Annotated in this window: 24 protein-coding genes; 11 read left to right on the forward strand and 13 right to left on the reverse strand. The window is 58.4% G+C overall.

Annotated elements, in window-relative coordinates; translation table 11 throughout:
* Positions 1-5: 5 nt before the first annotated feature.
* The 6 genes from FE840_RS16975 to FE840_RS17000 all read right to left on the reverse strand — a co-directional run bounded on the left by FE840_RS16975 (position 6) and on the right by FE840_RS17000 (position 6842).
* Entirely contained in the window at positions 6-1127 is a 1122-nt protein-coding gene (locus FE840_RS16975; protein ID WP_138287804.1) for a metallophosphoesterase, read from the reverse strand.
* 130 nt (positions 1128-1257) lie between these two features.
* Positions 1258-1785, reverse strand: a complete 528-nt coding sequence (locus FE840_RS16980; RefSeq protein ID WP_138287805.1) for a hypothetical protein — start codon at positions 1783-1785, stop codon at positions 1258-1260.
* Positions 1782-2333, reverse strand: coding sequence for a sarcosine oxidase subunit gamma (locus tag FE840_RS16985; protein ID WP_138287806.1), 552 nt, complete (start codon positions 2331-2333; stop codon positions 1782-1784). The genes FE840_RS16980 and FE840_RS16985 overlap by 4 nt, the downstream gene beginning before the upstream one ends.
* A gap of 10 nt (positions 2334-2343) precedes the next feature.
* Positions 2344-5301, reverse strand: a complete 2958-nt coding sequence (locus tag FE840_RS16990) for a sarcosine oxidase subunit alpha family protein (RefSeq protein WP_138287807.1) — start codon at positions 5299-5301, stop codon at positions 2344-2346.
* Positions 5298-5579: a sarcosine oxidase subunit delta gene (locus FE840_RS16995; protein ID WP_138287808.1), complete on the reverse strand. Its 282-nt coding sequence runs from the start codon at positions 5577-5579 to the stop codon at positions 5298-5300. Before FE840_RS16995 ends, FE840_RS16990 begins: the two co-directional genes overlap by 4 nt.
* Positions 5580-5588: 9 nt before the next feature.
* Entirely contained in the window at positions 5589-6842 is a 1254-nt protein-coding gene (locus tag FE840_RS17000) for a sarcosine oxidase subunit beta family protein (protein ID WP_138287809.1), read from the reverse strand.
* Positions 6843-7055: 213 nt separating this feature from the next.
* Between FE840_RS17000 and cysQ the strand changes: the two genes are divergently transcribed.
* The gene (gene cysQ, locus FE840_RS17005) at positions 7056-7862 is read left to right on the forward strand and encodes a 3'(2'),5'-bisphosphate nucleotidase CysQ (protein WP_425502146.1); all 807 of its coding nucleotides are present in this window, start codon (positions 7056-7058) and stop codon (positions 7860-7862) included.
* 131 nt (positions 7863-7993) lie between these two features.
* On the forward strand, positions 7994-9019 hold the full coding sequence (locus tag FE840_RS17010; protein ID WP_138287810.1) for a DUF2793 domain-containing protein: 1026 nt from the start codon (positions 7994-7996) through the stop codon (positions 9017-9019).
* A 42-nt stretch (positions 9020-9061) separates the two neighbouring features.
* Here FE840_RS17010 and FE840_RS17015 read toward each other — a convergent pair whose 3' ends face one another.
* Positions 9062-9802, reverse strand: a complete 741-nt coding sequence (locus FE840_RS17015; RefSeq protein WP_138287811.1) for a helix-turn-helix transcriptional regulator — start codon at positions 9800-9802, stop codon at positions 9062-9064.
* 416 nt (positions 9803-10218) lie between these two features.
* On the opposite strand from FE840_RS17015, the gene sciP reads away from it, so the two are divergent.
* A complete protein-coding gene (gene sciP, locus FE840_RS17020) occupies positions 10219-10494 on the forward strand; it encodes a CtrA inhibitor SciP (RefSeq protein ID WP_006725852.1) in 276 nt (91 codons plus the stop codon).
* Positions 10495-10733: 239 nt separating this feature from the next.
* Positions 10734-11021, forward strand: coding sequence for a GNAT family N-acetyltransferase (locus tag FE840_RS17025; protein ID WP_138287812.1), 288 nt, complete (start codon positions 10734-10736; stop codon positions 11019-11021).
* Between the two features lie 90 nt (positions 11022-11111).
* Here FE840_RS17025 and FE840_RS17030 read toward each other — a convergent pair whose 3' ends face one another.
* Positions 11112-11462 (reverse strand): flagellar export protein FliJ, encoded by a 351-nt coding sequence (locus FE840_RS17030; protein ID WP_138287813.1) that lies wholly within the window; start codon positions 11460-11462, stop codon positions 11112-11114.
* A gap of 441 nt (positions 11463-11903) precedes the next feature.
* Between FE840_RS17030 and ctrA the strand changes: the two genes are divergently transcribed.
* Entirely contained in the window at positions 11904-12605 is a 702-nt protein-coding gene (gene ctrA / locus FE840_RS17035; protein WP_006725856.1) for a response regulator transcription factor CtrA, read from the forward strand.
* Positions 12606-12778: 173 nt separating this feature from the next.
* On the opposite strand, the gene FE840_RS17040 is transcribed toward ctrA, so the two are convergent.
* Together FE840_RS17040 and chpT are read right to left on the reverse strand one after the other, a co-directional pair.
* Complete coding sequence (locus tag FE840_RS17040) at positions 12779-13141, reverse strand: response regulator (RefSeq protein WP_138287814.1); 363 nt, start codon at positions 13139-13141, stop codon at positions 12779-12781.
* Between the two features lie 127 nt (positions 13142-13268).
* Positions 13269-13910, reverse strand: a complete 642-nt coding sequence (gene chpT, locus FE840_RS17045; RefSeq protein WP_138287815.1) for a histidine phosphotransferase ChpT — start codon at positions 13908-13910, stop codon at positions 13269-13271.
* Between the two features lie 236 nt (positions 13911-14146).
* Between chpT and FE840_RS17050 the strand changes: the two genes are divergently transcribed.
* Positions 14147-14683 carry a DUF1134 domain-containing protein gene (locus FE840_RS17050; RefSeq protein ID WP_246318925.1) on the forward strand — a complete coding sequence of 179 codons (537 nt, stop codon included), beginning with the start codon at positions 14147-14149 and terminating at the stop codon, positions 14681-14683.
* Positions 14684-14892: 209 nt separating this feature from the next.
* Positions 14893-16083: a coiled-coil domain-containing protein gene (locus FE840_RS17055; RefSeq protein WP_246318801.1), complete on the forward strand. Its 1191-nt coding sequence runs from the start codon at positions 14893-14895 to the stop codon at positions 16081-16083.
* A 13-nt stretch (positions 16084-16096) separates the two neighbouring features.
* On the opposite strand, the gene FE840_RS17060 is transcribed toward FE840_RS17055, so the two are convergent.
* Both FE840_RS17060 and FE840_RS17065 read right to left on the reverse strand, forming a co-directional pair.
* A complete protein-coding gene (locus FE840_RS17060; protein WP_138287817.1) occupies positions 16097-16948 on the reverse strand; it encodes a TrmH family RNA methyltransferase in 852 nt (283 codons plus the stop codon).
* 33 nt (positions 16949-16981) lie between these two features.
* Positions 16982-17368 carry a hypothetical protein gene (locus FE840_RS17065; protein ID WP_138287818.1) on the reverse strand — a complete coding sequence of 129 codons (387 nt, stop codon included), beginning with the start codon at positions 17366-17368 and terminating at the stop codon, positions 16982-16984.
* A 162-nt stretch (positions 17369-17530) separates the two neighbouring features.
* On the opposite strand from FE840_RS17065, the gene FE840_RS17070 reads away from it, so the two are divergent.
* From FE840_RS17070 to rpoH, 4 genes are all read left to right on the forward strand, one after another.
* Positions 17531-18559 (forward strand): RluA family pseudouridine synthase, encoded by a 1029-nt coding sequence (locus tag FE840_RS17070; protein WP_138287819.1) that lies wholly within the window; start codon positions 17531-17533, stop codon positions 18557-18559.
* Positions 18560-19144: 585 nt separating this feature from the next.
* A complete protein-coding gene (locus FE840_RS17075; RefSeq protein WP_138287821.1) occupies positions 19145-19522 on the forward strand; it encodes a hypothetical protein in 378 nt (125 codons plus the stop codon).
* A 195-nt stretch (positions 19523-19717) separates the two neighbouring features.
* Entirely contained in the window at positions 19718-21673 is a 1956-nt protein-coding gene (locus FE840_RS17080) for a B12-binding domain-containing radical SAM protein (RefSeq protein WP_138287822.1), read from the forward strand.
* Between the two features lie 190 nt (positions 21674-21863).
* Positions 21864-22766 carry an RNA polymerase sigma factor RpoH gene (gene rpoH / locus FE840_RS17085; RefSeq protein WP_138287823.1) on the forward strand — a complete coding sequence of 301 codons (903 nt, stop codon included), beginning with the start codon at positions 21864-21866 and terminating at the stop codon, positions 22764-22766.
* A 96-nt stretch (positions 22767-22862) separates the two neighbouring features.
* Here rpoH and FE840_RS17090 read toward each other — a convergent pair whose 3' ends face one another.
* The gene (locus FE840_RS17090) at positions 22863-25256 is read right to left on the reverse strand and encodes a hypothetical protein (protein WP_138287824.1); all 2394 of its coding nucleotides are present in this window, start codon (positions 25254-25256) and stop codon (positions 22863-22865) included.
* Positions 25257-25288 lie beyond the last annotated feature (32 nt).

Genomic DNA, 25288 nt, shown 5'->3' on the forward strand with positions numbered 1-25288 from the left:
GCCCATCATCCCGTCGGCGACCGCAGCGTGAACTCCGTCAGTTCCGCCGGAACGCCGATCCTGAGCGCAAAGCCTGGCCACAGGCCGGTGCCGTTGTTGACATAGAGCTGCATCTCCCCGACCCGGTAGAAGCCGGAGACATAGCCATTGTTGGCCCGGGCGACGATCCGGTCGAGGCCGCGCACCATGCCGCCATGTGTATGGCCGGAGAGTTGCAGCGCAATGCCGTGCTTTGCGGCCCGCTCTGCCATGCGCGGCTGGTGGTCGAGAAGGATGACGGGGGCATCGGCAGGCGCGCCATGCAGCGCCCGCCCCAGATCGGGCTCGACCGCCCCGGTAAACCGCGCCGAAAGATCCGTCACACCGGCGATGACGAGCCTGCCCTCCCCCCGCTCGATGACGTGATGCTCATTGGCGAGGATGCGCATGTTGAGTTCGGGGAAATGTGCCAGCCAGCGATCGACATCGAAGAAATACTCGTGATTGCCCGGCACCGTCAGCACGCCGTGACGGGCCTTGAGATCTGCAAGCGGCGCAATGTCCTCGCGGCGGATATCGAGACTGCCGTCGATCAGATCGCCGGTGACGACGATCAGATCGGCATCGAGCGCATTGGTCTTTTCCACCACGGCCCGTGCCCAGGCGACTGTGAACAGCCGGCTGATATGCATGTCGGTCAGCTGCACCATCCGGTAACCGTCGAGATCAGGCGCAAGACCGGGGATCTGAACCTCGATGCGCTTCACCTTTGGCACGCGGATCGCCTGGCTGATGCCAAAGCTTGCAAGCAACAGCGCGGCGATGCCCATCGCATAGCGAACCTCCGGCGGCACAACCGGAAATGACAAGGTGAGAGCAAAGATCAGGATGCTGACCAGATCGAGGATCACCTGCATGGCGGCCAAGAGTACTATCGCCCCGAAGAACAGGTTGAAGGCAATCACCAGTGGTCGCGGAAATTCCGGCGCGAAGACCGATCCCGACGTAAACCGGCTGAACAGGTGATATTGCGAGGCAAACAGCAGGAAAATGGCGAGCGAAAGCTGCACCCACCATGGCCACGGCAAAGGAGCGATGAAGCGCAAGGCCACGATCAGCCATGGCAGGGAAAACATCAGGTGAAACATGCGGGGGCGAGGTCCTTTGCAGCATAAACGGGAAACCTGCTCCTTCGGTTCACTATCGCAATGTGCCTTGCGCATCGGATAAGCTACGAAGGAGGCGATGGGACCAGCGGCAAAGGTGACAAAGCAAGCCTCAGGCGTTTGGCCTCATCTTCGTCAACACCAGAGTGAGCAGAGCAGAAACCGCCATATGGGAGGCAAAACTGATAAAATTGGCTTGATCAGGATAGCCGAAGACAGCCGCATATCTCCGGCACCGGTCGCCATCGCAAGAGAAATATCCGGAATAGGAATTCAGATAATCGAGAGCGCATAAGAGAAGGTTCAGCAGAAGAAGCAAGAGAATTGGCGGATTGCCATAGATCATCAATCTATGTCGCCCCCTCATCAATGCAATCGCGAAGAACGCCATTGTGAAAACTATGGTCAAGCCATAGGACGAGCAGAACGAGAGCAGCGACAGATCTCCCGGAAACAGAAGTCTTGAGGCGATAAGCGCCATGAAGGGCGCGAGGAAAAAGGCGCCGTAAAGCTCGCTGTTGATGACGAAGCCAAGGGATACATTCGGCTTGGACCACAGCCGCGACAGATAAAAGGCCAACGCAACTGGAAAACCGAGCCAGATGAACGGTGGGAACTGTTCGAGACCAGGCAAGCTCACGCAAACCCCGCCGTCAGCGCAAACTCCCTCCCCATTTCGCGCATCTCGTCAAACAGGAAGCCGGCGAAGCTGCGCATGACGATGATCTCGAACGCGTCCTGGCCGGTGCGGGCGAGGTTGGCGGCGACGTGGCAGATCTGGCAATTGGTCGACTGGCCGATTTCGAAGACATCCGGGTGCAGATCGAGCGCCGTACATTTGGCGAGAATGGCGCGCACGCGCGGACCTTCGATCCTGAGCACCACGCGGCCATCGCTCTGGTCGACGAAGGGGGCGCGAGCGGCGCCGAGAGCTGCAAGCGCGCGCTCGATGGCCTCGGCATTCAGCGCCTCGCTGACGACGAGCCATTCGCCCGGACCGCAGACGCGCGGATGAACGTCTTCCATCGTGGTCAGGGCCTCGTCGATATCAGCCTCATGGCCTTTGTGAGCAAGCACGGAGAAAACGACCGGCGAGCGCAGGATAGACAGGTGATGGGGGTTGGGTGTCGCCTCGAAACCGGAGATATGGTCATCGAGCACGTGACGGGCAGCAAAACTCACCGGCATGGTCGGTTCCTCACAGCTTCAGTTTCTTGTTGTCCGGATCGTAGAAGACCGGATCGACCACCTCGGCCAGAACCTCCTCGCCGCGCAAGCCGTCCCAGACGAGGATCTTCTCGCCCAGCCGCTCGCGCCCGGATTTGAGGAAGGCAAGGCCGATCGTGTGGCCGAGCGTCGGCGAATGGCAGACGGAGGAGACCCAGCCCTGATCATTGAGCGTCGAGGGCTTGGCATTTTCCTTGAGCAGATGCGCGCCCGCCTTGAAGCTCTTGTCCCGGTCGACGGGTTTCAGGCCCACGAGCTGCGGTCGGTCGGCGGCGGTCAGCCCGAAGCGGCTCGACAGACGCTTGCCGATGAAATCGGGCTTCTGCACGGAGAACATCCGGCCAAGCCCGAGATCATCCGGTGTCGTGCGCCCGTCGATCTCGCTATGGGTAATGAAACCCTTTTCGATGCGCAGCACGTTCAGCGCCTCGACGCCATAGGCGCAGATCCCATGCTCCCTGCCCGCCTCCATGATCTGATCGGCGACGGCCTCGCCGTAATTGGCAGGCACTGCGACCTCGAAGGCAAGTTCGCCGGAGAAGGATATGCGGAACAAGCGCGCTTTCAGCCCGCCCTTCAGAAGCACCTCGCGGGCCGAGAGGAAGGGGAAGGCCTCATCCGAAATGTCGTCCTCGATGATCCGTTCAAGGATGATCCGCGCCTTGGGGCCCGCAACCGACATCTGCGCCCACTGGTCGGACGAAGACACGAAGCGCACATCGAGATCCGGCCAGAGAACCTGAGAGCAGAATTCCAGATGCGTCATCACCTCGCCGGCATAGGCCGTGGTCGTGGTCAGGAAGAAGTGCTCCTCCGACAACCGGCTCGTGGTGCCGTCATCATAGACGATCCCGTCCTCGCGCAGCATCAGGCCATAGCGCGCCTTGCCGATGGGCAGTTTCAGGAAGGCGTTGGAATAGACGCGGTTCAAGAATTCGGCGGCATCCGGCCCGAAGATCTCGATCTTGCCAAGGGTGGAGACATCGCAGATGCCGGCATTGGACCTGATATTGAGCACTTCGCGGTCCACGGCCTCGCGCCAAGTCTTCTCGCCCGCACGCGGGAACCAGGAGGAGCGATACCAGAGGCCGGATTCGACAAAGACAGCGCCGTTCTTCTTTGCCCAGCCATGCAGCGGCGAGGTGCGCACGGGGCGAGAATGTTCGCCGCGTGAGGTGCCCGCCATCGCCCCGAAAGACACGGGCGTGTAGAAGGGCCGGAAGGTCGTGGTGCCGATTTCGGCCGGAGAAACGCCACGCATGCCGGCCATGATGCCAATCGTCGCGACATTACCGAGCTTGCCCTGATCGGTCGCCATGCCGCCGGTCGTGTAGCGCTTGGAATGCTCGACATGGCCCATGGCCTCGCGCTGGGCAAGGCTCAGGTCCTTTAAATGCACGTCGTTCTGGAAATCGACGAATGCCTTGGATTTCGCTCCGGGCACATACCATAGCGGTGCGAAATCCGCATTGTATTCACCCTCGACCTCGGGCACATCGACCACGCCGACGAGAAAGCCGAGATCTCCGATGGCATCATGCGCCTTTTCCGCACCGTCGCGCAGGCAGGCGGAGGTGGACGCGTAACCGGCAGCCGAACCGGCGATCCGCAGCCCCTGCCCCACATCCGGCGCCAGAAACGCCTGATGATCCTCTGACCAATAAGGTTTCGCACCGCGCTGGCAGGCGAGATGCACGATCGGGCTATAGCCGCCGCTCATCGCCAGCGCATCGCAGGCAATCTCTTCCTGATGACCCATGCGCTCGGCAATCAGCCGCTCGATCCGGTAATGCCCCTTGGTATCGACAATGCCGCCACCCCGGATCACCCGGACACCGGCAGGCGCTTCATCGGCAGATTGTGCGCGTCCGTCGATGATGGCCGCAACACCGACGCCTGCGGCAACAAGATCGGCAGCCGTGCGATAGCCCGCGCCGCCATTGGTGAAGACGGCGACATTGCGCCCCGCAGCGACACCGTAACGATTGAGATAGGTGCGAACCGCACCCGCCGTCATCACGCCCGGCCTGTCATTGCCGCCAAAGACAAGCGGACGTTCTTCGGCACCGGAGGCGAGGATCGCGCGCTTGGCCACGATGCGCCAGACGCGCTCGACCGGCAGATCCGGGCTTGGCTCCGCAACATGTTTCTGCACTTTTTCCACCGCACCAAAGACATTGTCGTCATACCAGCCAAACACGGTCGTGCGCGGCATCAGGGTGACATTCGCGGCGCTCTTCAGCTCCTCGACAACCGATGCGGCATAGTCAGCAGCCGATAGGCCACCCACGGCCAAGCGTTCGTTCAGCAGCGATCCACCAAAGCGAAAACCCTCATCCGCAAGAATGACGCGCAGGCCAGCGCGCGCAGCAGCTCGCGCCGCCATCAGCCCGGCTGGCCCGGAGCCGATGACCAGCAGGTCGCAATGCGCCCAGGCTTTTTCATAGCGGTCGGGATCGGCAACAAAGGGCGTTGCCCCAAGACCTGCGGCACGGCGGATGATCGGCTCATAGAGCTTTTCCCAGAAAGCTTTCGGCCACATGAAGGTCTTGTAGTAGAAGCCAGCCGAGAGAAACGGCGACAACAGGCTGTTGACCGCGCCGATATCGTATTTGAGCGATGGCCAGCGGTTCTGGCTTTTGGCTTCAAGGCCGTTGAAAAGCTCGGCAACCGTGGCCCTTGTGTTCGGCTCCGTGCGTCCCTCTTTTCCGATGGTCACCAGCGCATTGGGCTCGGCGCTACCCGCCGTCACGATGCCGCGCGGGCGGTGATACTTGAACGAGCGACCGACCAGCAGCTGGTCATTGGCGATCAATGCTGAGGCCAGCGTATCGCCTTCGAAGCCCTTGTAGGTCTCGCCGTCAAAGGTGAAGCTCAGGCTGCGGCCCCGATTGACGAGACCGCCGGACGACAGACGATAACCGGTCACTTTGCCACCTCGCGCTGATGCTCGACCGCATCGCGGACGCTGTAGACCTCGTGACTGGCGGCGTTGTCGCGCTCAACGACCAGCCAGCGCCGGCAACCGCTCGTATGATGCCAGTGTTCGATGACACGGCCCTTCGGATTGTCACGCACATAGACATAAGCATACCAGGCCTCGTCAGAGGCCGTTGCAGCAGGACGAACCGGCGAGGCGTCTCCCCGGATCGAGAATTCTTCCTTCGGACGAAGTCCGCAATGGGGGCAATGGATCAGACTGGCCATGATGATGTCTCAATGCAAATTCGGTTGTGGACCCTTGCCGCCTTCGTCGATGGCAAAGCCGCGCTGGAAGCGGTCCAGCCGCAGGAGCCGGGCCACGTGATGGGGTTCGTCCTTGGCAATCAGATGGGCGAAGCAGAAACCGGAGGCCGGCGTCGCCTTGAAGCCGCCATAGCACCAGCCACAATTCAGATAGAGATTGTCGATCGGCGCCTTGTCGATGATCGGCGACCCGTCCATCGACATGTCCATGACACCGCCCCAGGCACGCAGCACCCGAAGCCGTGACAGACCGGGGATCAGCGAGACCCCCTCTTCGATCGTATGCTCGACGGTCGCCAGATTGCCGCGCTGGGCATAGGAGGAATAATAGTCGATATCCGCGCCAAAGACCAAGCCGCCCTTGTCGGACTGCGAAATGTAGAAGTGCCCGGCACCATAGGTGATGACATTGTCGATGACCGGCTTGATGCCTTCCGACACGAAGGCTTGCAGCACATGCGTCTCGATCGGCAAGTCCAGCCCGGCCATCTTGCCGGTGACGGACGTATGACCGGCAGTCGCCAGCGCCAGCTTGTTGCAGCCGATGAAACCCTTCGTCGTCTCGACACCGGTCACCCGTCCGAGCTCGTCCCGGCGAATACCGGTCACTTCGCAGTGCTGGATGAGATCGACGCCGCGCTCGTCCGCCCCGCGACCATAGCCCCAGGCCACGGCATCATGGCGCACCGTCCCGCCGCGCCTCTGCAGAAGTCCACCCATGATCGGAAAGCGCGCATGGTCGAAATTCAGATAGGGCATCATCTTGCGGACCTGCTCGCGATCAAGCAGTTCGGCGGCCACGCCGTGCATCATCATCGCATTGCCGCGCCGGGCATAGGCGTCGCGCTGGCCGTCCGAATGAAAGAGATTGATGATGCCACGCTGGGAAACCATGGCATTGTAGTTGAAATCCCGCTCCAAATTTTCCCAGAGCTGCATCGAGAACTCGTAGAAGGGCTCATTGCCCTCCAGCATGTAGTTGGAGCGGATAATGGTCGTGTTTCGTCCGACATTGCCAGACCCGAGATAGCCCTTCTCCAGAACCGCGACATTGGTGATGCCGAACTCCTTGGCGAGATAATAGGCCGTCGCCAGACCATGGCCGCCACCGCCGACAATGATCACATCATAATGCGGCTTGGGATCGGGCTCCCGCCACATCGGCGCCCAGTTCCGGTTGCCAGAAAGGCCCTGACGGAAGATAGAGAAGGCGGAATAACGCATTGAGCTTCCTCTGAAGATTTCACCGCACATTCGCACAGGCAGCATAAAGAGCAAGCGCGTTTGGGACGCAAATCATCACAAATGGGACATGGAGCCTTCATGTTTTTCTGATCACAGACATAAGCTCCTTTTGAAAAGCCGAACCGAGTGCCGAACTGCTATTTACAGCCAAGGCAGGCTCATGAAATCACAGGTGAAAACGGGAGCATTTTTGTGATCGACCACCAGAGGATCATTGCGATTTTTGAAGCAGCGGCTTTGGAAGCCGGCAGCGCGATCCTGAAGGTCTATCATCAAGGCCCCGAAATCAGACTGAAGGGCGACAACAGCCCTGTGACGGAGGCCGACGAGCGGGCGGAAGCAATTATCCTTAAGCATCTGCGTGCCTTTTTGCCCAACATTCCGGTCATTGCAGAAGAGCAGGTGGCCGCCGGGCTCGTGCCGCAAATCACCGCAGACACGTTTATTCTGGTCGATCCCCTGGACGGCACGCGCGAATTCATCGCCCGCCATGATGACTTCACCGTCAACATAGCGCTCATCGAAAAAGGCCAGCCGGTGGTCGGCTATGTCTATGCCCCGGCCCTTGGCATGGCCTATGCGGGCAAGCCCGGCAGGGCAGAAAAGCAGCTCGTAGGTGCTGATTTCAGCATTATCGAACGTCTGACGGTTGAGACACGCACGCCTCAGGACGAGATCTGCGCACTGGTCAGCCGATCTCACAACAGCGTCGAGACGCAGGCTTACATTGCGGCCAACGCCATTCATGCCCAGAAGGCGATCGGCTCGTCGCTCAAGTTCTGCCTGCTAGCCGAAGGCCTCGCCGACATCTATCCCCGCTTCAGCCGCACGATGGAATGGGATACCGCCGCAGGCGATGCCGTTCTGCGGGCAGCGGGCGGCAAGACCCTTGATCCATCGGGCAATCCTCTGACCTATGGCAAACGAAACCGCAAAAACGAGGTCGATTTCGCCAACTCCGACTTCATCGCCTGGGCAAAGGCACCTTCCGGGGGATGAGTTTTCCGGATTCAGCAATAAAATCAAGGCAGCATAGCTGATTTCGTCCCCCTCCGCGGAAACCGGCTCATCCTGAGCAGCGACACTTGGGCTCGCATGGTGCGATCCCGAACGCCGCAAAGGAGAACACCGTGGCAGAACAGACGGAACGACTTCAGCTCCCCTATATCCTTCCCGCCCAGGCCCAAAAGCATGTGACGCACAATGAGGCGCTGCAACGCCTTGACGCAATCGTGCAACTGACAGTCATCGATCGCCGGACTGGAGCGCCCGCAGGCCCAGAAGAAGGGCAGTCTTTCATCATTCTACCGACGGCTCTGGCAGAATGGGCGGGACGCGATGGACAGGTCGCCGTCTTTCAGGACGGCACATGGCTCTACCTGACGCCAAGAACGGGCTGGCGGGCTTACATCGAAAGCGAAAGCCGCATCAGACTCTTCAATGGCGAGGAATGGGCAGATCTTCCCCTGCCAGCTTCCCTTGAAGCCGAAACCCTTGGTCTCGCGGCCACCGCTTCGGCCAGTCTGCGGCTGGCGGTTGCCAGTGATGGCAGCCTTTTCACCCACCAGGGGACAGGCCATCGCCTGTCGATAAACAAGGCGGCGAGCACTGATACGGCAAGCCTGATGCTGCAGACGAATTGGTCGGGACGCGCCGAGATCGGCCTGACCGGCAATGATCGGCTGTCTATCAAGGTCAGCGGAGATGGCAGTAGCTGGGTTCAGGCGCTTGAGATCTTGTCCAACGGCATCGTCAGACTACCTTCCAGGCCGCTTGCGCGCGCAGCACTTGCGCCACAACTGGCCAGCCTTGCCGACGGCACCGTTACAGGGTTCGACGAGCTTCATCTTGCACAGGGAGGGATAGTGCTCGGGAGCGCGCTGTCCTCCGGCTACGGTAAGCCGCTCCTGATACCCAGTTCCGGAATCTATCAGGCCGCTCTGACGGTGACGCCCGATGGTACCAGTTTCGCGCGTGTCACGCTCAAACGCAATGGCACGATCGATCTTCTACGACATGCAAGCCAATACGGGACTTCGACATCCATGGCTCTGGTTCATCTTGAGGAGGGCGATGAACTGACGCTGCAGCATAGCGGACCAACCGGCTACTATCTCGGTTATGCCAGCACCGAACTCAATCTGATGATGATTTGACGGCTGGGACCGAAGGCCGCCGCGCCTTCGGTCCCGCTCACTTCAGAGCAGGCGGAACCTGCAGGCGCGTGCCACCGCCTGCATTCGGTTGACCGCCTCAAGCTTTCGCATGGCGCTCTTCAGATAGGACACAACTGTATGAGACGAGATATTCAGGATGATCGCGATTTCGTCGCTGCTTTTGCCCGCCGCCGACCAGCGCAGGCATTCGATTTCACGGGCGGAAAGCTTCTCGCGAGGCCCTTGGCTCGGCAGCAATTGATCAACACCGGACTGCAACAGTTCCAGCACGCCGTAATGCAAGGCGGCCATGTCATGGCGTTCAGGTTTTCGCAAGCAGCCGGAATAGGCCAGGAAGATATGGGTCAGGTTCCTGTCGTGGAGACTGAGCGACACGGTGCCGTTGAAGCCAAGCGCCACAAACGTGTCGAGCAAGGGGTCCCTCGCCTGCACTTGCTGCGATGACAGGAACGGCACCTCGCTCGAATAGCGCGGCAGCATGCTTTGCTTCAGTTCCATCGTCATGATGCTATTGGCAAGCGGATCGACAGCTTCATAAGCATCGCGAAGATTATCCGGCCAATTGGTCAGCAACAGATTGGCCGCAAATTCAGGACGATCGCCCTTTGGAAACAGTCCGAGCAGAAAAAAGCGGAAACCAAAGCTGCGACCGAGAGCCTCCAGCTCCTCTCCCAGTTTCTGGGCTCCGGCGGAATGGATCGGATATATATCACCAGAAACGTCGACAGCGGACGTACGGTCAAACTCAGCTGGCCTGAACATATTGCTCCTTTCGGCAGAGGCTTCGCTCGGCCGGGGCATTCGTACCCAATGTAAGACTAAGGGATCCCATGGGGGGACAGTATCAACTGGACCTATCTCCGATCTTGCGGAATGCCCTGTCGCGACGAAAGAATGAACTTTCGCGCTTTTGCGCATGTGGCCCGAGTGTTTGGCGGGCTTTTGTCATATTAATTAAAACTTGAATAGATCCAGATGCTGCATAACTCCTATGCGTTTTGCGCAACTTTACGCTACGGAAGGCAGTCGGAACATCCATAACGGGCAAAATAGTCAGTTCATAGCACAACAGAAGTTCGTAACGATTATTATCAAATGCTTACAACGTGCTTAGGCAAATTTTAAAGCCTCGGGTCTAGGATGCCCGGGTGTGGTCTTGAGTATGTATAGAGAGTCCAATGACCGAAATGATCCGCCCTCGAGTAAAATATGTCATCGGTCCTGATGGCAGCCCCCTGACGATTGCCGACCTGCCGCCGGCCAATACGCGCCGCTGGGTCATCCGTCGCAAGGCAGAGGTGGTGGCCGCTGTTCGCGGTGGCCTGTTAAGCCTCGAAGAAGCCTGTGAACGCTATACGCTGACGGTTGAGGAATTCCTGTCCTGGCAGTCATCCATCAATGACCATGGCCTGCCCGGCCTTCGCACCACCCGTATTCAGCAATATCGCCATTAAGCATTACGGCAAGGCGATCCGGATATCCGTCCGATACGCCAACCCAAATCATAGATTTTGCAATTTTTTTGAGGCCGGCGGAAACAATCCGCCGGTTTTCCCTTTGGAGCACAGCAGGGTTTGATAGCCTTGGCTCCACCGGTCTCCAGAGACGTTCATTTCCAAATGGAATCAGTTCTGTTGGCTGGAACGGGTCTAGGTGCTACGCATGGGCGAAAGCGCCAGGAAAGGGAACCGGGATGGAAATTTCGATCGAAGAAACCAGCTCAGGTGGCCGCTATGTCGGCCGTGTCGAAGGGGTCAGCGATGTCGCGGAAATGACCTTCTCACGCACCTCCCCGCGCCTGATCATCATCGACCATACGGGCGTCCCGGAGTCACTCAAGGGACAGGGTGTCGGACAGGCTCTTGCAGCTTTCGCGATCGACGAGGCACGCAAGGGCGGCTGGAAGATCATCCCGCTTTGTCCGTTCTTCAAGGCACAGGTTGCCCGTCATCCCGATTGGAAAGATGTCATGAGCTTCTAGCTCACGCAAACGAGGCTCTTTCAACCACAAAGAAGCGAGCGCAGAAACACTGCGTTCGCCTGTTTTGCCGAATCTCGACCGACTATGATGTCAGGCTCGTGCCCGCAACTGACCGTCACGCTCTTCGAGCGCGGCTGCCTTCTGATAATCGGCTTCCGCTTCCTCCAGCGCCAGTTCTGCAGCTTCCTGCTGAACCTTCAATTCCCGGATCGAGACCTGGAGATTGTCGGCACGCTGGCGTGCAGCTTTGGCGAATGTGGGATAGGCGAAATGATTCTGATCGGTGATGCCGGATTTTTTCTCCTCGATGCCGATCTGAGCCTCAAGCTCTTTCGCCATCCTTTCGAACTCCGCCATCATTGACTGCAACTGCTGCAATTGCCGACGCTTTTCGGTAACCTGAAATCCCTTCAGGCGTACCAGGCTCTCACGCGACTTCATACGCAATACTCCCGTGATGCGAGACCCCCCGCCACACTTGCTTACTCAACACGCCCTTGCTGTCTCTGATTCGTCCAAAAAAAGTCAGCGACGTTAACGAAAACCTACCGTTGGTAACCTTTCGTTTACGGGCATCGTTAATGATAGAGCCGATCACTTAAGGGTCAGTAAATGCCGGAACCCGAAATCGGGTTGATGACAATGATGAGTCAAATGAATCGGTTAGGGCAATTTTCGGCCCATCTGGTTCAAGTGTGGCGATGACCGAAACACATGAGAAATCAGGAGTCTGGTATCCTTGCTTAATAAATTCGATACACCTTGCCAGAGGGAATCAGAATTTGTTAACCATTTGGTGGCAGCCTTCAAATCAGGCAACGACTGGATCCGTATCGCGTAGGGGGCCATCTTGACCTTTCGGCGGCGGTAAAGGGGATAAATATGCGGGTTCTACTCATTGAAGACGATAGCGCGACGGCTCAGAGCATCGAATTGATGCTCAAATCCGAGAGCTTTAACGTCTATACAACCGACCTGGGCGAAGAAGGCGTCGACCTTGGTAAGCTGTATGATTACGACATTATTCTGCTCGACCTCAATCTGCCGGACATGTCCGGTTATGAAGTGTTGCGCACACTGCGTCTTTCCAAGGTAAAGACGCCGATCCTGATTCTGTCTGGGATGGCCGGCATTGAGGACAAGGTTCGCGGTCTCGGCTTCGGTGCCGATGACTACATGACCAAGCCGTTCCACAAGGACGAGCTGGTTGCCCGCATTCATGCGATTGTCCGTCGCTCCAAGGGCCATGCGCAGTCGATCATCATCACCGGCGAACTGATCGTGAACCTGGATGCCAAGACCGTCGAAGTCGGTGGCCAGCGCGTTCACCTGACGGGCAAGGAATACCAGATGCTGGAGCTTCTCTCGCTCCGCAAGGGCACCACGCTCACCAAGGAAATGTTCCTGAACCACCTCTATGGTGGCATGGACGAGCCGGAACTGAAGATCATCGACGTCTTCATCTGCAAGCTGCGCAAGAAGCTCGCAAACGCCGCCGGCGGTGCCAACTATATTGAGACCGTCTGGGGCCGCGGCTATGTTCTGCGCGAGCCCGATGGGGCCGAGTACCAGGAAACCGCCTGACGCAAGGCAAATCCCCTTTGAAACCTGCCTTCGGGCAGGTTTTTTTGTGCCTTGATAATCGGGATTCGACTGACTCAAACCTCCGGCCCAGGCTCTCAAGCAGGAATGGAGGACAAAAGGAAATGCCCGGCATGAACCGGGCAAGCAAGGTGTGCTGAACAAATCGGTTGATGTCAGGCGGCAATCGCCTGGTCGGCAAAAGTCTGCGTGAGAATGGTGCGATCGAAGGGCTTCAGCAGGAAGTCCGAGGCACCCGCCCGCTTCCCGGCCATCATCGTCTTCAGATCGGCTTCCACGACGCAATAATAGATCCGGATGGTTTTGCCGTCAGGAAGCGCGCGCAGGTTGCTGATAAGGTCAAGAGCTCCGTCCAGACCGGCGTCAACAATGATGATATCTGGAAGCGACCTCTCGCACTGCAGCAGCGCATCGCGACCGGACGCTGCTTCCATGATTTCGAAACCCAATTCCGAGAGGATTCGTCGACCGACCTTACGAACGATGTCGGCTCCGTCAGCAATCATCAGGCGCTTCATGGTCAACTCCTTCTGCATTTCCCTCAGGCAGGAAATGCCCTCAACGATATCCAAGGTTAGTCTTTGCAAACTAAGGAAGCGTTACCGATTGGCACCATTTCACATGCCAATTTGGTACAAATCGGCATCAAGCGATCTTTGCCGAGAAGACGATCTCGCCCTCGCTCTGGACGGTATCAAGCTGCATGCCGCATTCGTCAGCGAGGAGGACCGTGTAATAGGGCTGGATTGAATGAGCATCGATTGCCTCGTCAACCTGCCCTGCCAGCAGTTCGGCATATTTGCTGGGAACGCGCAGCATCCGGCCCCTGGCGGTGATCTTGAAGCAGGCGTCAGTTTCCGGATTTTCAAGCGTCACGTCGAGACTGCCGCCGCGCGGGATCGAGCTGTAGGCAACCAGAAAGAGATTGAGCAGCAGTTTGACCCGGTTCTTGGCGATGATCGCGCGCGGACCCGACCAGTTCACCTCGGTCTTTTTTTCAGCCGCCGCAAAATCCTTGGCGGCCTTTTCAGCCTCGCCGGTGTCAATCGAAGCCCCGACGGAACCGGACGCGCCGAAAGCCAGGCGCGCAAATTTCAGCCGGACGGACGCATTGAGGGCACTCGTGCGGATGAGGTCCATGGCATCGGCATCGGCACCGCCTTCATCGAGAAGCTCAAGTCCGTTGTTGATTGCGCCGACCGGTGAAATCACGTCGTGGCAAACCCTGCTGCAAAGCAGTGCTGCCAGATCCGGACCGGCCAGAGTAAGGTTCACGTTTTTTGCCATCGGGCTCTCCAGAGGATTGTGTCTTCAATGCCAGTCCGACGACCAGCCAAGGCTGCCGACCGGGTCGGAATCCCTGCCGGCCATAATGACACCATATTTGGTAAACCGATTGTTAAGATGAACCTTACTAAGGTCTTTTACCACACAGGAGATGCTGATTCTGTCAGTATTGATTCTCAGGAGGCTTTATGCGCGTCGTCAAAACCAACTGGTCGGGCATCCGGCTGCTGTTTGCCATGATGATCGGCCTAACCAGCCTTGCAATGGCCAATCGCTCGGCTGAGGCATCCGATCAATACTCAGTTCAGGAAATAATTGACGCCGGTCACGGCTTCTTTGGCGAGACCAGTGGCGCGCTTGCCAAGGTGATCGAACAGGCGTTTGCGCAAAATGGCCTGCCCAATGGATACATTCTCGGACAGGAAGGTTCCGGTGCCTTCATTGCCGGCCTGACCTATGGCGAAGGCATCCTCTATACAAAGAATGTCGGCCAGCATGAAGTGTTCTGGCAGGGGCCATCGCTGGGTATCGACTATGGCGGAAATGGCACCAGAACAATGATCCTTGTCTATGACCTGCCCTCCGTGGACGCGCTCTATGCCCGCTATGGCGGCGTGAGCGGCTCCGCCTATGTCGTGGCCGGCCTTGGCATGACGGTGCTCAAGAGCCGTGATGTTGTACTTGTGCCGATCAGAACGGGTATTGGCGCACGTCTTGGCGTCAATGTAGGCTATCTCAAGCTGACCCAGACCCCGACCTGGAACCCCTTCTGAGACCAGCTCCGGGTTCGCGCAAGTTCCCTGGGTCAATCGTAGTCCGACGACCACAGGTAGCCTTGCAAAACTTCCGACATTGAACAAAGCTGCCGGGGCAAGTTTGCAACAGGCACTGCCGTCGTTAGGCATGTTTTGCAAAAGCATTCCCAAGAGGCCGCTGTTACCTTGTTGGATGCCTGCGAGCGTGGTTAAATATAAGCTAACACTTGCTTGAATACTCAGATGGCGCGCCCGTGATCGAATATGCCCTGCTCTTTATCCTGGGATTTATGGCTGCTGCCTTGCTGGTGATGCTGATCGCTCCGGCTGTGCATCAGCGCATTGTCCGCTACACAGAAAACCGTCTCAAGGCGACCATGCCCCTGAGCCCCCAGGAGATCCGGGCTCAGAAAGACATGGTGCGCGCACTATATGCGGCCGAGAATGCGAAGACGGCTCATGAGCTGTCGCGCGAGCGCGAGAAATCCATGGCACTGTCGATATCAAATGACAGCCTGAGCAAGGAGGCGGCACGTCTTGCTGCCGACAATCAGGAGATCAAGTCACAGATTGCGGACATGAGCACCGAAGCGGCTGACTTCCGGTCGCGGCTGCGGCGGGCAGATCTTGACCTGACAAATTTGAAGGAGACCTTGCGGCGCGCAGAGACGGCCGTGGCCTCCAAGGATCTGGAGCTTGATGACCTGACACGTCGTCTGGCACGCAGCAATACGGAACTCGAGGGAACACGCCACGAGCTCAGCCTGCGGGAAAGCGAAATCGAAAACATCAGACTGCGCATGCAGACCGTGCGCGACGAGCGTGAAGAACTGCGGCGCGAGACCAAACTTTTGAGCAGGCGGGCGAAAGACGCCGAAATGCGCCTGACCCAGGAAGAGCACAAGGTCATTCGCCTTGAAGACAAGCTCGGCCGCGAAATCGCAGAGAAGACGGATTTCGAGGCGCTGCTCGAAAGACGCAATCGGGAACTATCGGAACTGCGTCAGAAGCTCAAATCGTCCAACAACAAGCTCCGCAGCGCCGTTCGCACTCTCAAGGCCGCTAATCTGCCCGCCCCCGACATCAAGGATGGCCCCATGATCGAGATCGAGGACCAGCCTCTCCCCTCACTGAAGGCGCGAGAAGAGGAAATCCGCGCTAGCCAGAACGACCTGACAGATCGTCTGTTGCGTGCGAAAGCGGCGACCGATGATGATGCGCTGCGTGAAGAGCTGGGCGATATCGCCGCGCGAATGCTTGTTTTGACAGCCCATCGCGAAGGCGCCGCAAGTCCGATCCCTGATCTGCTCAATACGCGCAATGGCAACAAAGCTTCGGCCTCCAGCAAAAGCCTGGTGGACCGGGTGATGCAGATTGATCCGGGCCTTGTTCAGGGGCGGCCCGCACCAGCCGAATGACGTCCAACAGGGGTTACGTAGGCTCGGTCAGTCGACCCATGCTGCGTGCGAGATGGTAGAGTGCAATCCCACTGGCCGTACCGACATTCAGACTATCGAGCTGCGGGTTCTGCGCAATCCTCGCGCTCTTGAATGACTGGAGAATGGCCGACGGCAAGCCGTCCCCCTCGGTGCCCACGACAAGGGCTACTCGTCGACCTGGGCGAATATCTCCGATTTCGACATGTCCTGCGGGCGACAGGGCCCAGATCTCGAACCTCGCGTCTCCCAGGGCACCAAGCAGCTCCTCGGCAGAGCCTTCGCGACGATAGGGCATGGTCAGAACCGAGCCGACAGACACCCGTAGAGCCTTGCGATAAAGCGGATCGCAGGAGGTTTCGTCGAGAAGCACCGCGTCTGCATTGAAACCGGCGGCATTGCGAAAAATCGCACCCATATTGTCGTGATTGGATATCCCGCACCCGACGAGCACAAGCGATGAGGCAGGCAACGCTGAGATATGCGGCAACAAATCGGTCACGATCCGCCGCTGGCCAAGGGCAAGAACGCCACGATGCAGGTGAAAGCCGGCAATCCGGTCAAGGACGGCCTGGCTTGCCACATAGACCGGCACGTCCGAAGAAAAGGCGTCAAGCAGCTGAGTGAGCCCAGCCATCCGATTTTCGAGAAGAAGCAGCTTTACGGCGGATATGCCCTGCCCCGCAGCATGGGCTGCCGAAAGCATCCTCAAGACCACGGTACCCTCGGCGATGAACTGGCCATGGCGACCGGTCAGGTCACGCTCACGGATCGAGCAAAACTCTGCGATCCGGGGATCGTCGGGATCGGTTACCCGGATCGGTTCGCGGCTCGAGGTGGTGATCATCAAATCGCTCCCGCTCGGTAGCCAAGGCGGATGTCAGTTTCCACCAAGTGTGATGTCGGCAACAATGCGGCCAACGGCAATGTCGAAGACCAGCGCCTTGCGCACGCCCTCGACCGTCACGCCATCGATCAGAAGCTGATTGCCTGACAGGGCGGTTGACAGGATGCGGAAACCCGTTGGCAGTTGCGCCGTTGCAGTGATCGGTTGATCTGCGGGAACCGAAAGCCCCCCGGACGTCACGGTTTCGGTCGTTTCGGCGTCCTGGGTCAGCTTGTAGAATATCGAGCCAAGCACGGCCAGAAACATCAGGAACATGATGCTGCCCGAGATGAGCTGCAGCTTCACCATTTTCCGACGCACCCCTTCCATCACGGGGTCTAGCGGCTTTTCTTCCTCTTCATGCTCGTCAAACTGCGTCATTTGGCTCATTCGGTTTTCGGGACGGTGGCCGGGTCAAGACCCAACCCGTCCATTGCGGGAAAAGCAGCCGGTGATGCGGCTGTTTGTTGTAGTCACTGCCAGTCTGTGTCAAATGCTGCTGACCCAAGCTGACAACGGCCAGATTGCATGCAGGAAGACACCATGAGCGCCCCCTTTAACGAAGTGACGGCAGCAAGAAAAGAGCTGATCGCTCCGGAAGATGCCGAAGGGCGCATCGATGCCTGGCTGACGGCAGCCCTTGGCAAGGAATTTTCCCGCAACAGGGTCAAGGCACTGATCGAGCAAGGGGCGGTGAGCCTCAACGGCGCCTTGCTGGAATCGCCAAACCGGAAGATCAGGCCGGGCGACAGGGTTGTGATCGATCTGCCGGAGCCGGAAGACCCGCAGCCGAAAGGCGAGAACATCCCCCTCGACGTGCTTTACGAGGATGCTGACCTCATCGTCATCGCCAAGCCACCGGGCCTGGTGGTTCATCCGGGCGCCGGCAACTGGCACGGCACGCTGGTCAATGCGCTCATCTATCACTGTGGCGACAGCCTCTCGGGCATTGGCGGCGTGAAACGACCTGGCATAGTGCACCGGCTCGACAAGGACACCTCGGGCGTCATGGTGGTCGCCAAGAATGACGTGGCCCACCGTCATCTGGCAGACCAGTTCGCCGATCATGGCCGCACCGGCCCTCTGGAGCGCGCCTACCGCGCCGTGGTTTGGGGGCGTCCACGGACACTCTCAGGAACGATTGATGCCGCCCTTGGTCGTTCGGGTGCCGATCGCACCAAGCGAACAGTCAAGCGGGAAGATACGGACGATGCCCGCGAAGCCATTACCCACTATACGGTTCTCGAACGCTACGGCGAAAAGCCTGACGCGACCGCCATCGCCTCACTGGTCGAATGTCGCCTGGAAACTGGTCGGACCCATCAGATCCGTGTCCACATGGCCCATATCGGCCATCCCCTGATTGGCGACCAGGAATACGGCGCCGCCTTCAAGACAAAGGCCAATCTCCTGCCCGAAGAGGCAAAGCGCGCCGTCAACAAGTTCCACCGCCAGGCCCTGCACGCCTATCTGCTCGCCTTCGAGCATCCGACAACGGGCAAGACGATGCGCTTCGAAGCTCCGATCCCGAAAGACCTGCAGAAGGTCATCGATGCCTTGAAGGGGATGTAAAACCTCGAAACCGCAGCCAAAGCCGTCCATGCTCATACCGGAAATAAAAGAGGCGCATGACGATCAGATCGCACTCGTCCACCACGACATGAGTCCGTCAGCTGCGCTGGTCGCCTTGCAGACCTGCAATCCCATTTGACGCCCTGGACTTTGCGGTTGCCATGACGACCCCATACACAAATGAAAGAGCAAGCCGTTCATTTTTAGATGGAAGCAGTCCTTCCGGCGCAGGTTTATGTCGCGGCAGCGGCGATCGGCGATGCGCATATCCTGGGAGGATAGGCGAGACGATCGCCGCTGGTGCCGGCGGAAAAATGCTCGGCCATCCGCGTTGGCTGGAACGAGCCGCCTGATCGCCCGGCTGGCTTGGCCGTATGCTATGGCTACGACGCGCGCCGGGCGGGCGATCATCCGTCTCCGTCCCAGCCAACAGAACTGATTCCATTTAAAAATGAATGGCTGTAATTTCGAACGCTCTAATTGCAACCATCGCGCGCTCATGCTAATCTGTTCTAGTTCAGTGCAGTTCTTTTAATCACATGATGTGGCTTCGTGACCGTCTTGCGGTCGCGAAAAGGAGGGAACATGGACAAGAGCATGCTGATTGAAAAAATGAAGGACAAACTCCACCCCGAGCTTGTCCGCCAGCTTAGCGCCAATCTGCCTGATGACTTCGCACTTGCTGACAACCAGAACCAGAACCAGGGCGGCTTGGAAGAAATCGCCAACATGAAGCCTGAAGTTTTGCGCAGTATAGGTTTCGGGGGCACTCTACCGGGCGAAGAGGTGATGGACAATCAAAACCAGAACCAGGGAAAGCTGGAAGACTTGATGCGGATGAAACCGGCTGCACTCCAGAGCCTGCGCAGCGTGCTGCTCAATCCGGGCGAAGAGGTGATGGACAACCAGAACCAGAACCAGGGCAGCAGCAATCTTCTCTACAAAGGCCTGGGCAAGGAATAGCCCCGGTATCCGGCTCGCTGCGTAGCCGGCTGTTTTTGGCGCGCCTTTCGTTTTCTTCGGCGGCCGCAATGATACGAAAACCAATCGCACGAACCGCACGAACATCTCAAAGTTTGCGCGCCGCTTTACTGCGGCCGCAAACGACCCTGCCGAAACGGCCGGGAACGTTTTGTCGCGACAGCACGGGAGCGAGAGATGCAGGACATCCATTTAATCTTTCCGCCGCAATGGTCTCCATTTCAGCCGTTTTTAAGCACGCCGTCGCTGAAAGCCTATCTCGAAAAGCGGGGCTATGCGGTAACGCAATCCGACTGGAACGTGGATTTTTATGACTTCTTCATTTCACGGGCCCGGTTGCCTCAGGCGCTCGACCGGCTGCAGCGATACGCCCGCGACTTGCCTGTGGAAAACGAAAACTACCGCAACCAGGCATATTTGGCGCTCGGCATCCTGAACGCCTATGCCCAGAAGCGACAACTCGCCGAAGGCCTACGCTCGTCTGCGGGAATCGCCAGCATTGAGAGGTTTCACGAAAGCGTAACCGCCTTCAAACGTCTGCTTTACGCATTTTCAGTCGCCGAACCGGTGGTTGAGGTGGGAACCTCGTCGCTGCTGACGAGCAATGTCATGAAATCGCTGGAAAGCATTGACGCCTTTTGCGCTGACCCAGAAGCCAACCCTTTCCAGCCATTCTTCGCTACCAAGGTTAAAGGACTCTCAGACGTGCCGCGCTATTTCGGAATATCCGTAATCGGCACCGAGCAGGTACTCCCTGCCCTAACCCTTGGACGCGAACTCAAACGGCGGTTTCCGGAAACACCGATCTTGATCGGCGGCAGCGTCTTCTCCCGTCTCGTTGATCGTACCGCAGCCATTAGCCACATGTTCGAGCGCTATTTCGACCTCGTCATCCGATACGAGGGAGAAAGACCGCTCGAAAGCCTGCTTGCAGCAACTGATCCTATCGCCGAACAATCTCCTGGACTGGTCTTCAAGCAGGGTGACCGCATCGTCGCGACCAAGATGCTCGACCAACTTGGGATGGAGGAAATTCCGACGCCTGACTTCGACGGCTTGGATCTGACACGTTACTTTACGCCCGAAATCGTGCTCCCCTTGCTATCGACGCGCGGTTGTTATTGGGACAAATGCGCGTTCTGCTATCACGGGATGATCTATGGTGATCGCTACCGCATGCGCAGCCCGGAGCGGCTGCTACAGGACGTGGATCGGCTTTACGAGCGACACGGCGTAACCCATTTCGCTTTGAACGACGAGGCGATTCCGCCAAAACTGTTCGAGAAACTGCCAGCCATATTCCCTCGCCACAAATACTGTTTTACCGGCCTATACAAATTCGAGAAATACTTCGGCCCTCATCATTACAAGGGCATGTACGACATTGGCTTCCGCTCGCTTTACATCGGCTTGGAGAGTGCCAGCGAACGGGTCCAGCGCCACATGAAGAAAGACAACACACAACCGGTGATGTTGTCCAATCTGCGAGATGCGCACGATGCCGGAATCTGGAACCATACCTTTAACTTTTTCGGTTTCCCCACTGAGACTGAAGAGGAAGCGATGGAGACGGCGAATTTTCTGATCGATCACGCCGACATCATCCATTCGGAGGGAACAGGCACCTTCTCCTTTGAACACAACGCCCCAATCGCAAAACATCCCGACCAATTCGGCGTCACACGCGTCGTGGAGCGACCCGGCAATGTTTTCGAACTCTATTATGACTACGAAGTCTCCACCGGTCTGACGCAGGCCGAGGCAGCCGCGATGGTCGAACGCTTCGGTCAGATGAAGAAGGAAGCGGAGGCCTATCGCTATTCTGGCTGGATACCGCGCGAGCACCTCCTAGTTCTGCTTGGCCGTTTCGACCGTGACAAGCTACGCGCGCGATTGGCCTCACTGGACCATGAGATTCACCAGGGCACCCATTGGAGCAAAAACGTCTCTTGGTTCTCTATTCAAGGTAAGGCTTCAGCCGAAGAGCAGCGCTACTTCGTCGTGAACGCACAATCGGGCAAGGTCCTCGAAACCAATCGCGATGCGGTCTTGGTCCTTGAATTCATACCGAAGGATCTGCCTCTAGCTACCGTAGTAGGACACTTTCCAGTTTTTGAGCAGGTCATGCATTAAATAAAATCGACGAACGTCTCCCGCCCAGCAGCCTCCGCTCCATTCATCGGACGCGCGAGCGGGACACTTCGTATTCTTGAAACCACGTTTTGCCATACTTATCTGTTAATTGGGTTTCTGTGGGGAAATGAGATCCACGGAGATCGGATTCGCCGTTGTTGGGAATCCTTGACGGGAAAGGGGGTGCTTTATGGCCCGCAATACACTGCCGAGCATTACCGCCGGGGAAGCCGGCCTTAATCGTTACCTGGAAGAAATTCGCAAGTTCCCGATGCTGGAGCCGCAGGAAGAGTACATGCTCGCAAAGCGTTATGCTGAGCATGGCGACCGCGACGCTGCGCATCGGATGGTCACCAGTCACCTGCGTCTCGTGGCAAAGATCGCCATGGGTTACCGCGGCTATGGCCTGCCGATCGGCGAAGTCGTTTCGGAAGGCAATGTCGGTCTGATGCAGGCCGTGAAGAAATTCGACCCCGAACGCGGCTTCCGTCTGGCAACCTATGCCATGTGGTGGATCAAGGCCTCGATCCAGGAATACATCCTGCGCTCCTGGTCTCTGGTCAAGATGGGCACGACTGCCAACCAGAAGCGGCTGTTCTTCAACCTGCGTCGTCTCAAAGGCAAGATTCAGGCGATCGAGGAAGGTGATCTGAAGCCGGAACAGGTGGCCGAGATCGCCACCAAGCTCAACGTGTCGGAGGAAGAGGTCATCTCCATGAACCGCCGCCTGTCCGGCGACGCGTCGCTGAATGCGCCGCTGCGTGCGTCAGAGGGTGAAAGCGGTCAGTGGCAGGATTGGCTGGTGGATGACCATGACAGCCAGGAAGATGTCTTGATTGAGCAGGACGAACTCGAAACCCGCCGCCGCATGCTGCAGCGGGCAATGGGCGTTCTGAATGAGCGCGAGCGGCGCATCTTCGAGGCCCGTCGTCTCGCCGACGATCCGGTCACGCTGGAAGAACTCTCCGCCGAGTTCGACATCAGTCGCGAGCGAGTCCGCCAGATCGAGGTCCGCGCGTTCGAAAAGGTCCAGGAAGCGGTCCAGAAAGATGCGCTTGAGCGCGCCAAGGCGCTAAGGGTGGTCGAGGCCTAAGGCCGCCTACTCGATCAAAAACGACAACATCAAAAAACCGGGTCATGCTGAGCATACCCGGTTTTGTCGTTCATGGGCTGATCGGAGCGAAATTCCTTACAGCGCATTCCATTCTTGAATGACCTCGTTGAAGATCCGGGTTCCATCAGTCCCCTTGTCGAGCGTCAGCAAGGCGCGTCGACCGTTCCGGTAGGTAACGGGAATATCGATCCAACCGCGATTCCGCATCAGATCCAGGTTGCGCTGGACCACCTCCTCGAAATCATTGAGTGCAATCAGATAGGTATCGTCCGTCACCTTGGCAGCCACGGCCACCAGCGGATCACCGCGATCCTGCTCGGTCGTCTTCATCGCGATCCTTTGAAGATTGTCTATGGCACCACCCTCAAAGCCCGGGGGGACGGAGAAGACAACTTCGATGATATGACTTGCCGGGAGCGAGCTATCGGTATTGCGCTTGATCGTCAGCAGCGCCGATATTCCACGTTCCGGAATGTTGATCCGCCCCTGGATCTGCGGATCAGGTTTGCCATCGGCACCGACCTCCCGTAGCGCTGTCCAGACGACACCACCCGGAATAGCCGTGGGTGATGACTGACCGATCCGCTCCTCGTAGAGGAATACCTTGTCGCCTGCGATGGGTGCGGCACCCGGCGTTGTCGGGATTGTCGCCGATGGCGCTGAAAGCGCGGGCTCCGAAGCAATCGCATCGGTCGGCTCGGTCGCAGAGGCAACGGTCTGCCCAGACACAGTGCGATTTTCAACCGTGCCCTCGGGCGCTGGCGCGGCACCAGGATCAACTTCCGTACCATCGGCACGCAGACGTTGGGTAAACTTCTGCGGCCCGCTGTCAGCCTCCGGAACCGCCGCAGCCACTGGCTGTTCTGCAGCCGGCGCCTGCGTCGCTGGAGGCTGGTCTTCCGCTGTCGTGACTTCAGGCGCGCTGGCACCACCAAACAGGCTGGCCACCTGATCACGATAAGTCCAGCCAGCAAAGCCACCGCCGGCAAGCACCAGAATCCCGACGGCTGCAGCGATGATCGGCGCATAGCTACGGGAACGCCGCGGTTCAAGCCGGTAGCTCGGCTGCGGGCTCGGCTGGAGAACGCTGGCCATAGGATCGGCAGCAGCAGCTGAATTCACTGCAGCCGGGTGAGCCAGAAGTTCTGCCGTCGGATCAAGCCATTCCTCGGCCTTTGCCTCCCCCTTGATCGAAAGGTCCGAGGCTTTCGCATTCAGGTCTACAGGATCCTGGAACCACTGCGAAAAATCATCTGCCGCTTTGTTGCCATTGGCATCGAGGGGTGGGGGAACATCCCACGGCGCAAAGGGTTCCGGCTCTGCCGCAGGAGGCGACGAAACATTCACATCATAGGCCGTCACCGGATCTACACTGGCGAAGCTCTCACTCGTCGGAGTGACGGTAGGCTCTTGAAAATGCGGAACGGGTTCCGAAACCGAGAGACTGTCAACCGGCATATCCCACGGGTCGGCAACTGCCGATGACGTGCTGGGTGAAACTGTCGCCGGCACATGGTTTGCAAGCCAATCGTCAATATCCGATACCGCAGGCATGGCCGAGGCTGCAGCAAAAGAGCGGTCGCGACCTGACTGAGGCTCCAAGTCTAAAGAAGGCTCAATCGATGAATGGTCCGCAGACGGGGCAACCTGTGCTTCAGATTGGCGCGGATAGACTTCTTCTTCCTGGCCCCATATCGGAGCGAGGTTGGACTCGTCCGGCGCGTGCCAGTCGGATGTCTCGGCGGGCGGCAAGTCAGCACGAGCATCCGGCGGAACGACGGCAGGCTGCGCCGGGAAGTCTGCTGGTTCAGCTTGTGATTGCGGATAGGCCAAATCAGGCTCAACGGCACGATCGTCGTCACCCCACATATCGAGAGGTTGTGATCGCTCGTCCGCAGCCACTGTCTCCGGCGCCGCAACAACGGGCTGCGGCGTCGGTTCCGCCACATCGCTCGATGGCCACGCGCTCTCAACCGGAGCATCCACTGGCGGAGAGGCCGGCGTAGCCATGTGCTCGGCCGCCCAGTCCCCGTCATCGGAATAATGAACCGGTTCGACCGGTTTGGTCTCAGCCTCCGCCTGTCGCTCGTTCCAACTGTCTTGAACGGCGCCGTTGTCAGCATGGGGTGCAACCTGAGCCGACTCGACCGGCGGAGCTTGCTCTACGGCATCGTCCACCGGGCGTGCGGGTTCAACGAAATCCTGAGCGATCTCTGGCGACGCAACGACGGGCTCAGCCTCGTTTCCATCCGGGAGAGCCTCGGCATGTTCCGCCTCGACTTCGCGGATGGCCGCATCGAGCTTTTCCAGCTGGCGCTGAAGCATATGCTCTGGCGGGCGCGGCGACATGTTCTCGAGCTGCCGAACGACAGCCGCCCTGGCCTTATCATAGACCTTGGCGCGCATCTCCGGGGTATTGTTCGACAGGCCGTCCACAGCCCGCCGAATCACTGCCATAAAGTCAGCCATCAGCACTTTCTCTACATTGCCGGCTTCTGACG

The organism is Peteryoungia desertarenae, from assembly GCF_005860795.2.
GTDB classification, from domain to species: Bacteria; Pseudomonadota; Alphaproteobacteria; order Rhizobiales; family Rhizobiaceae; genus Allorhizobium; species Allorhizobium desertarenae.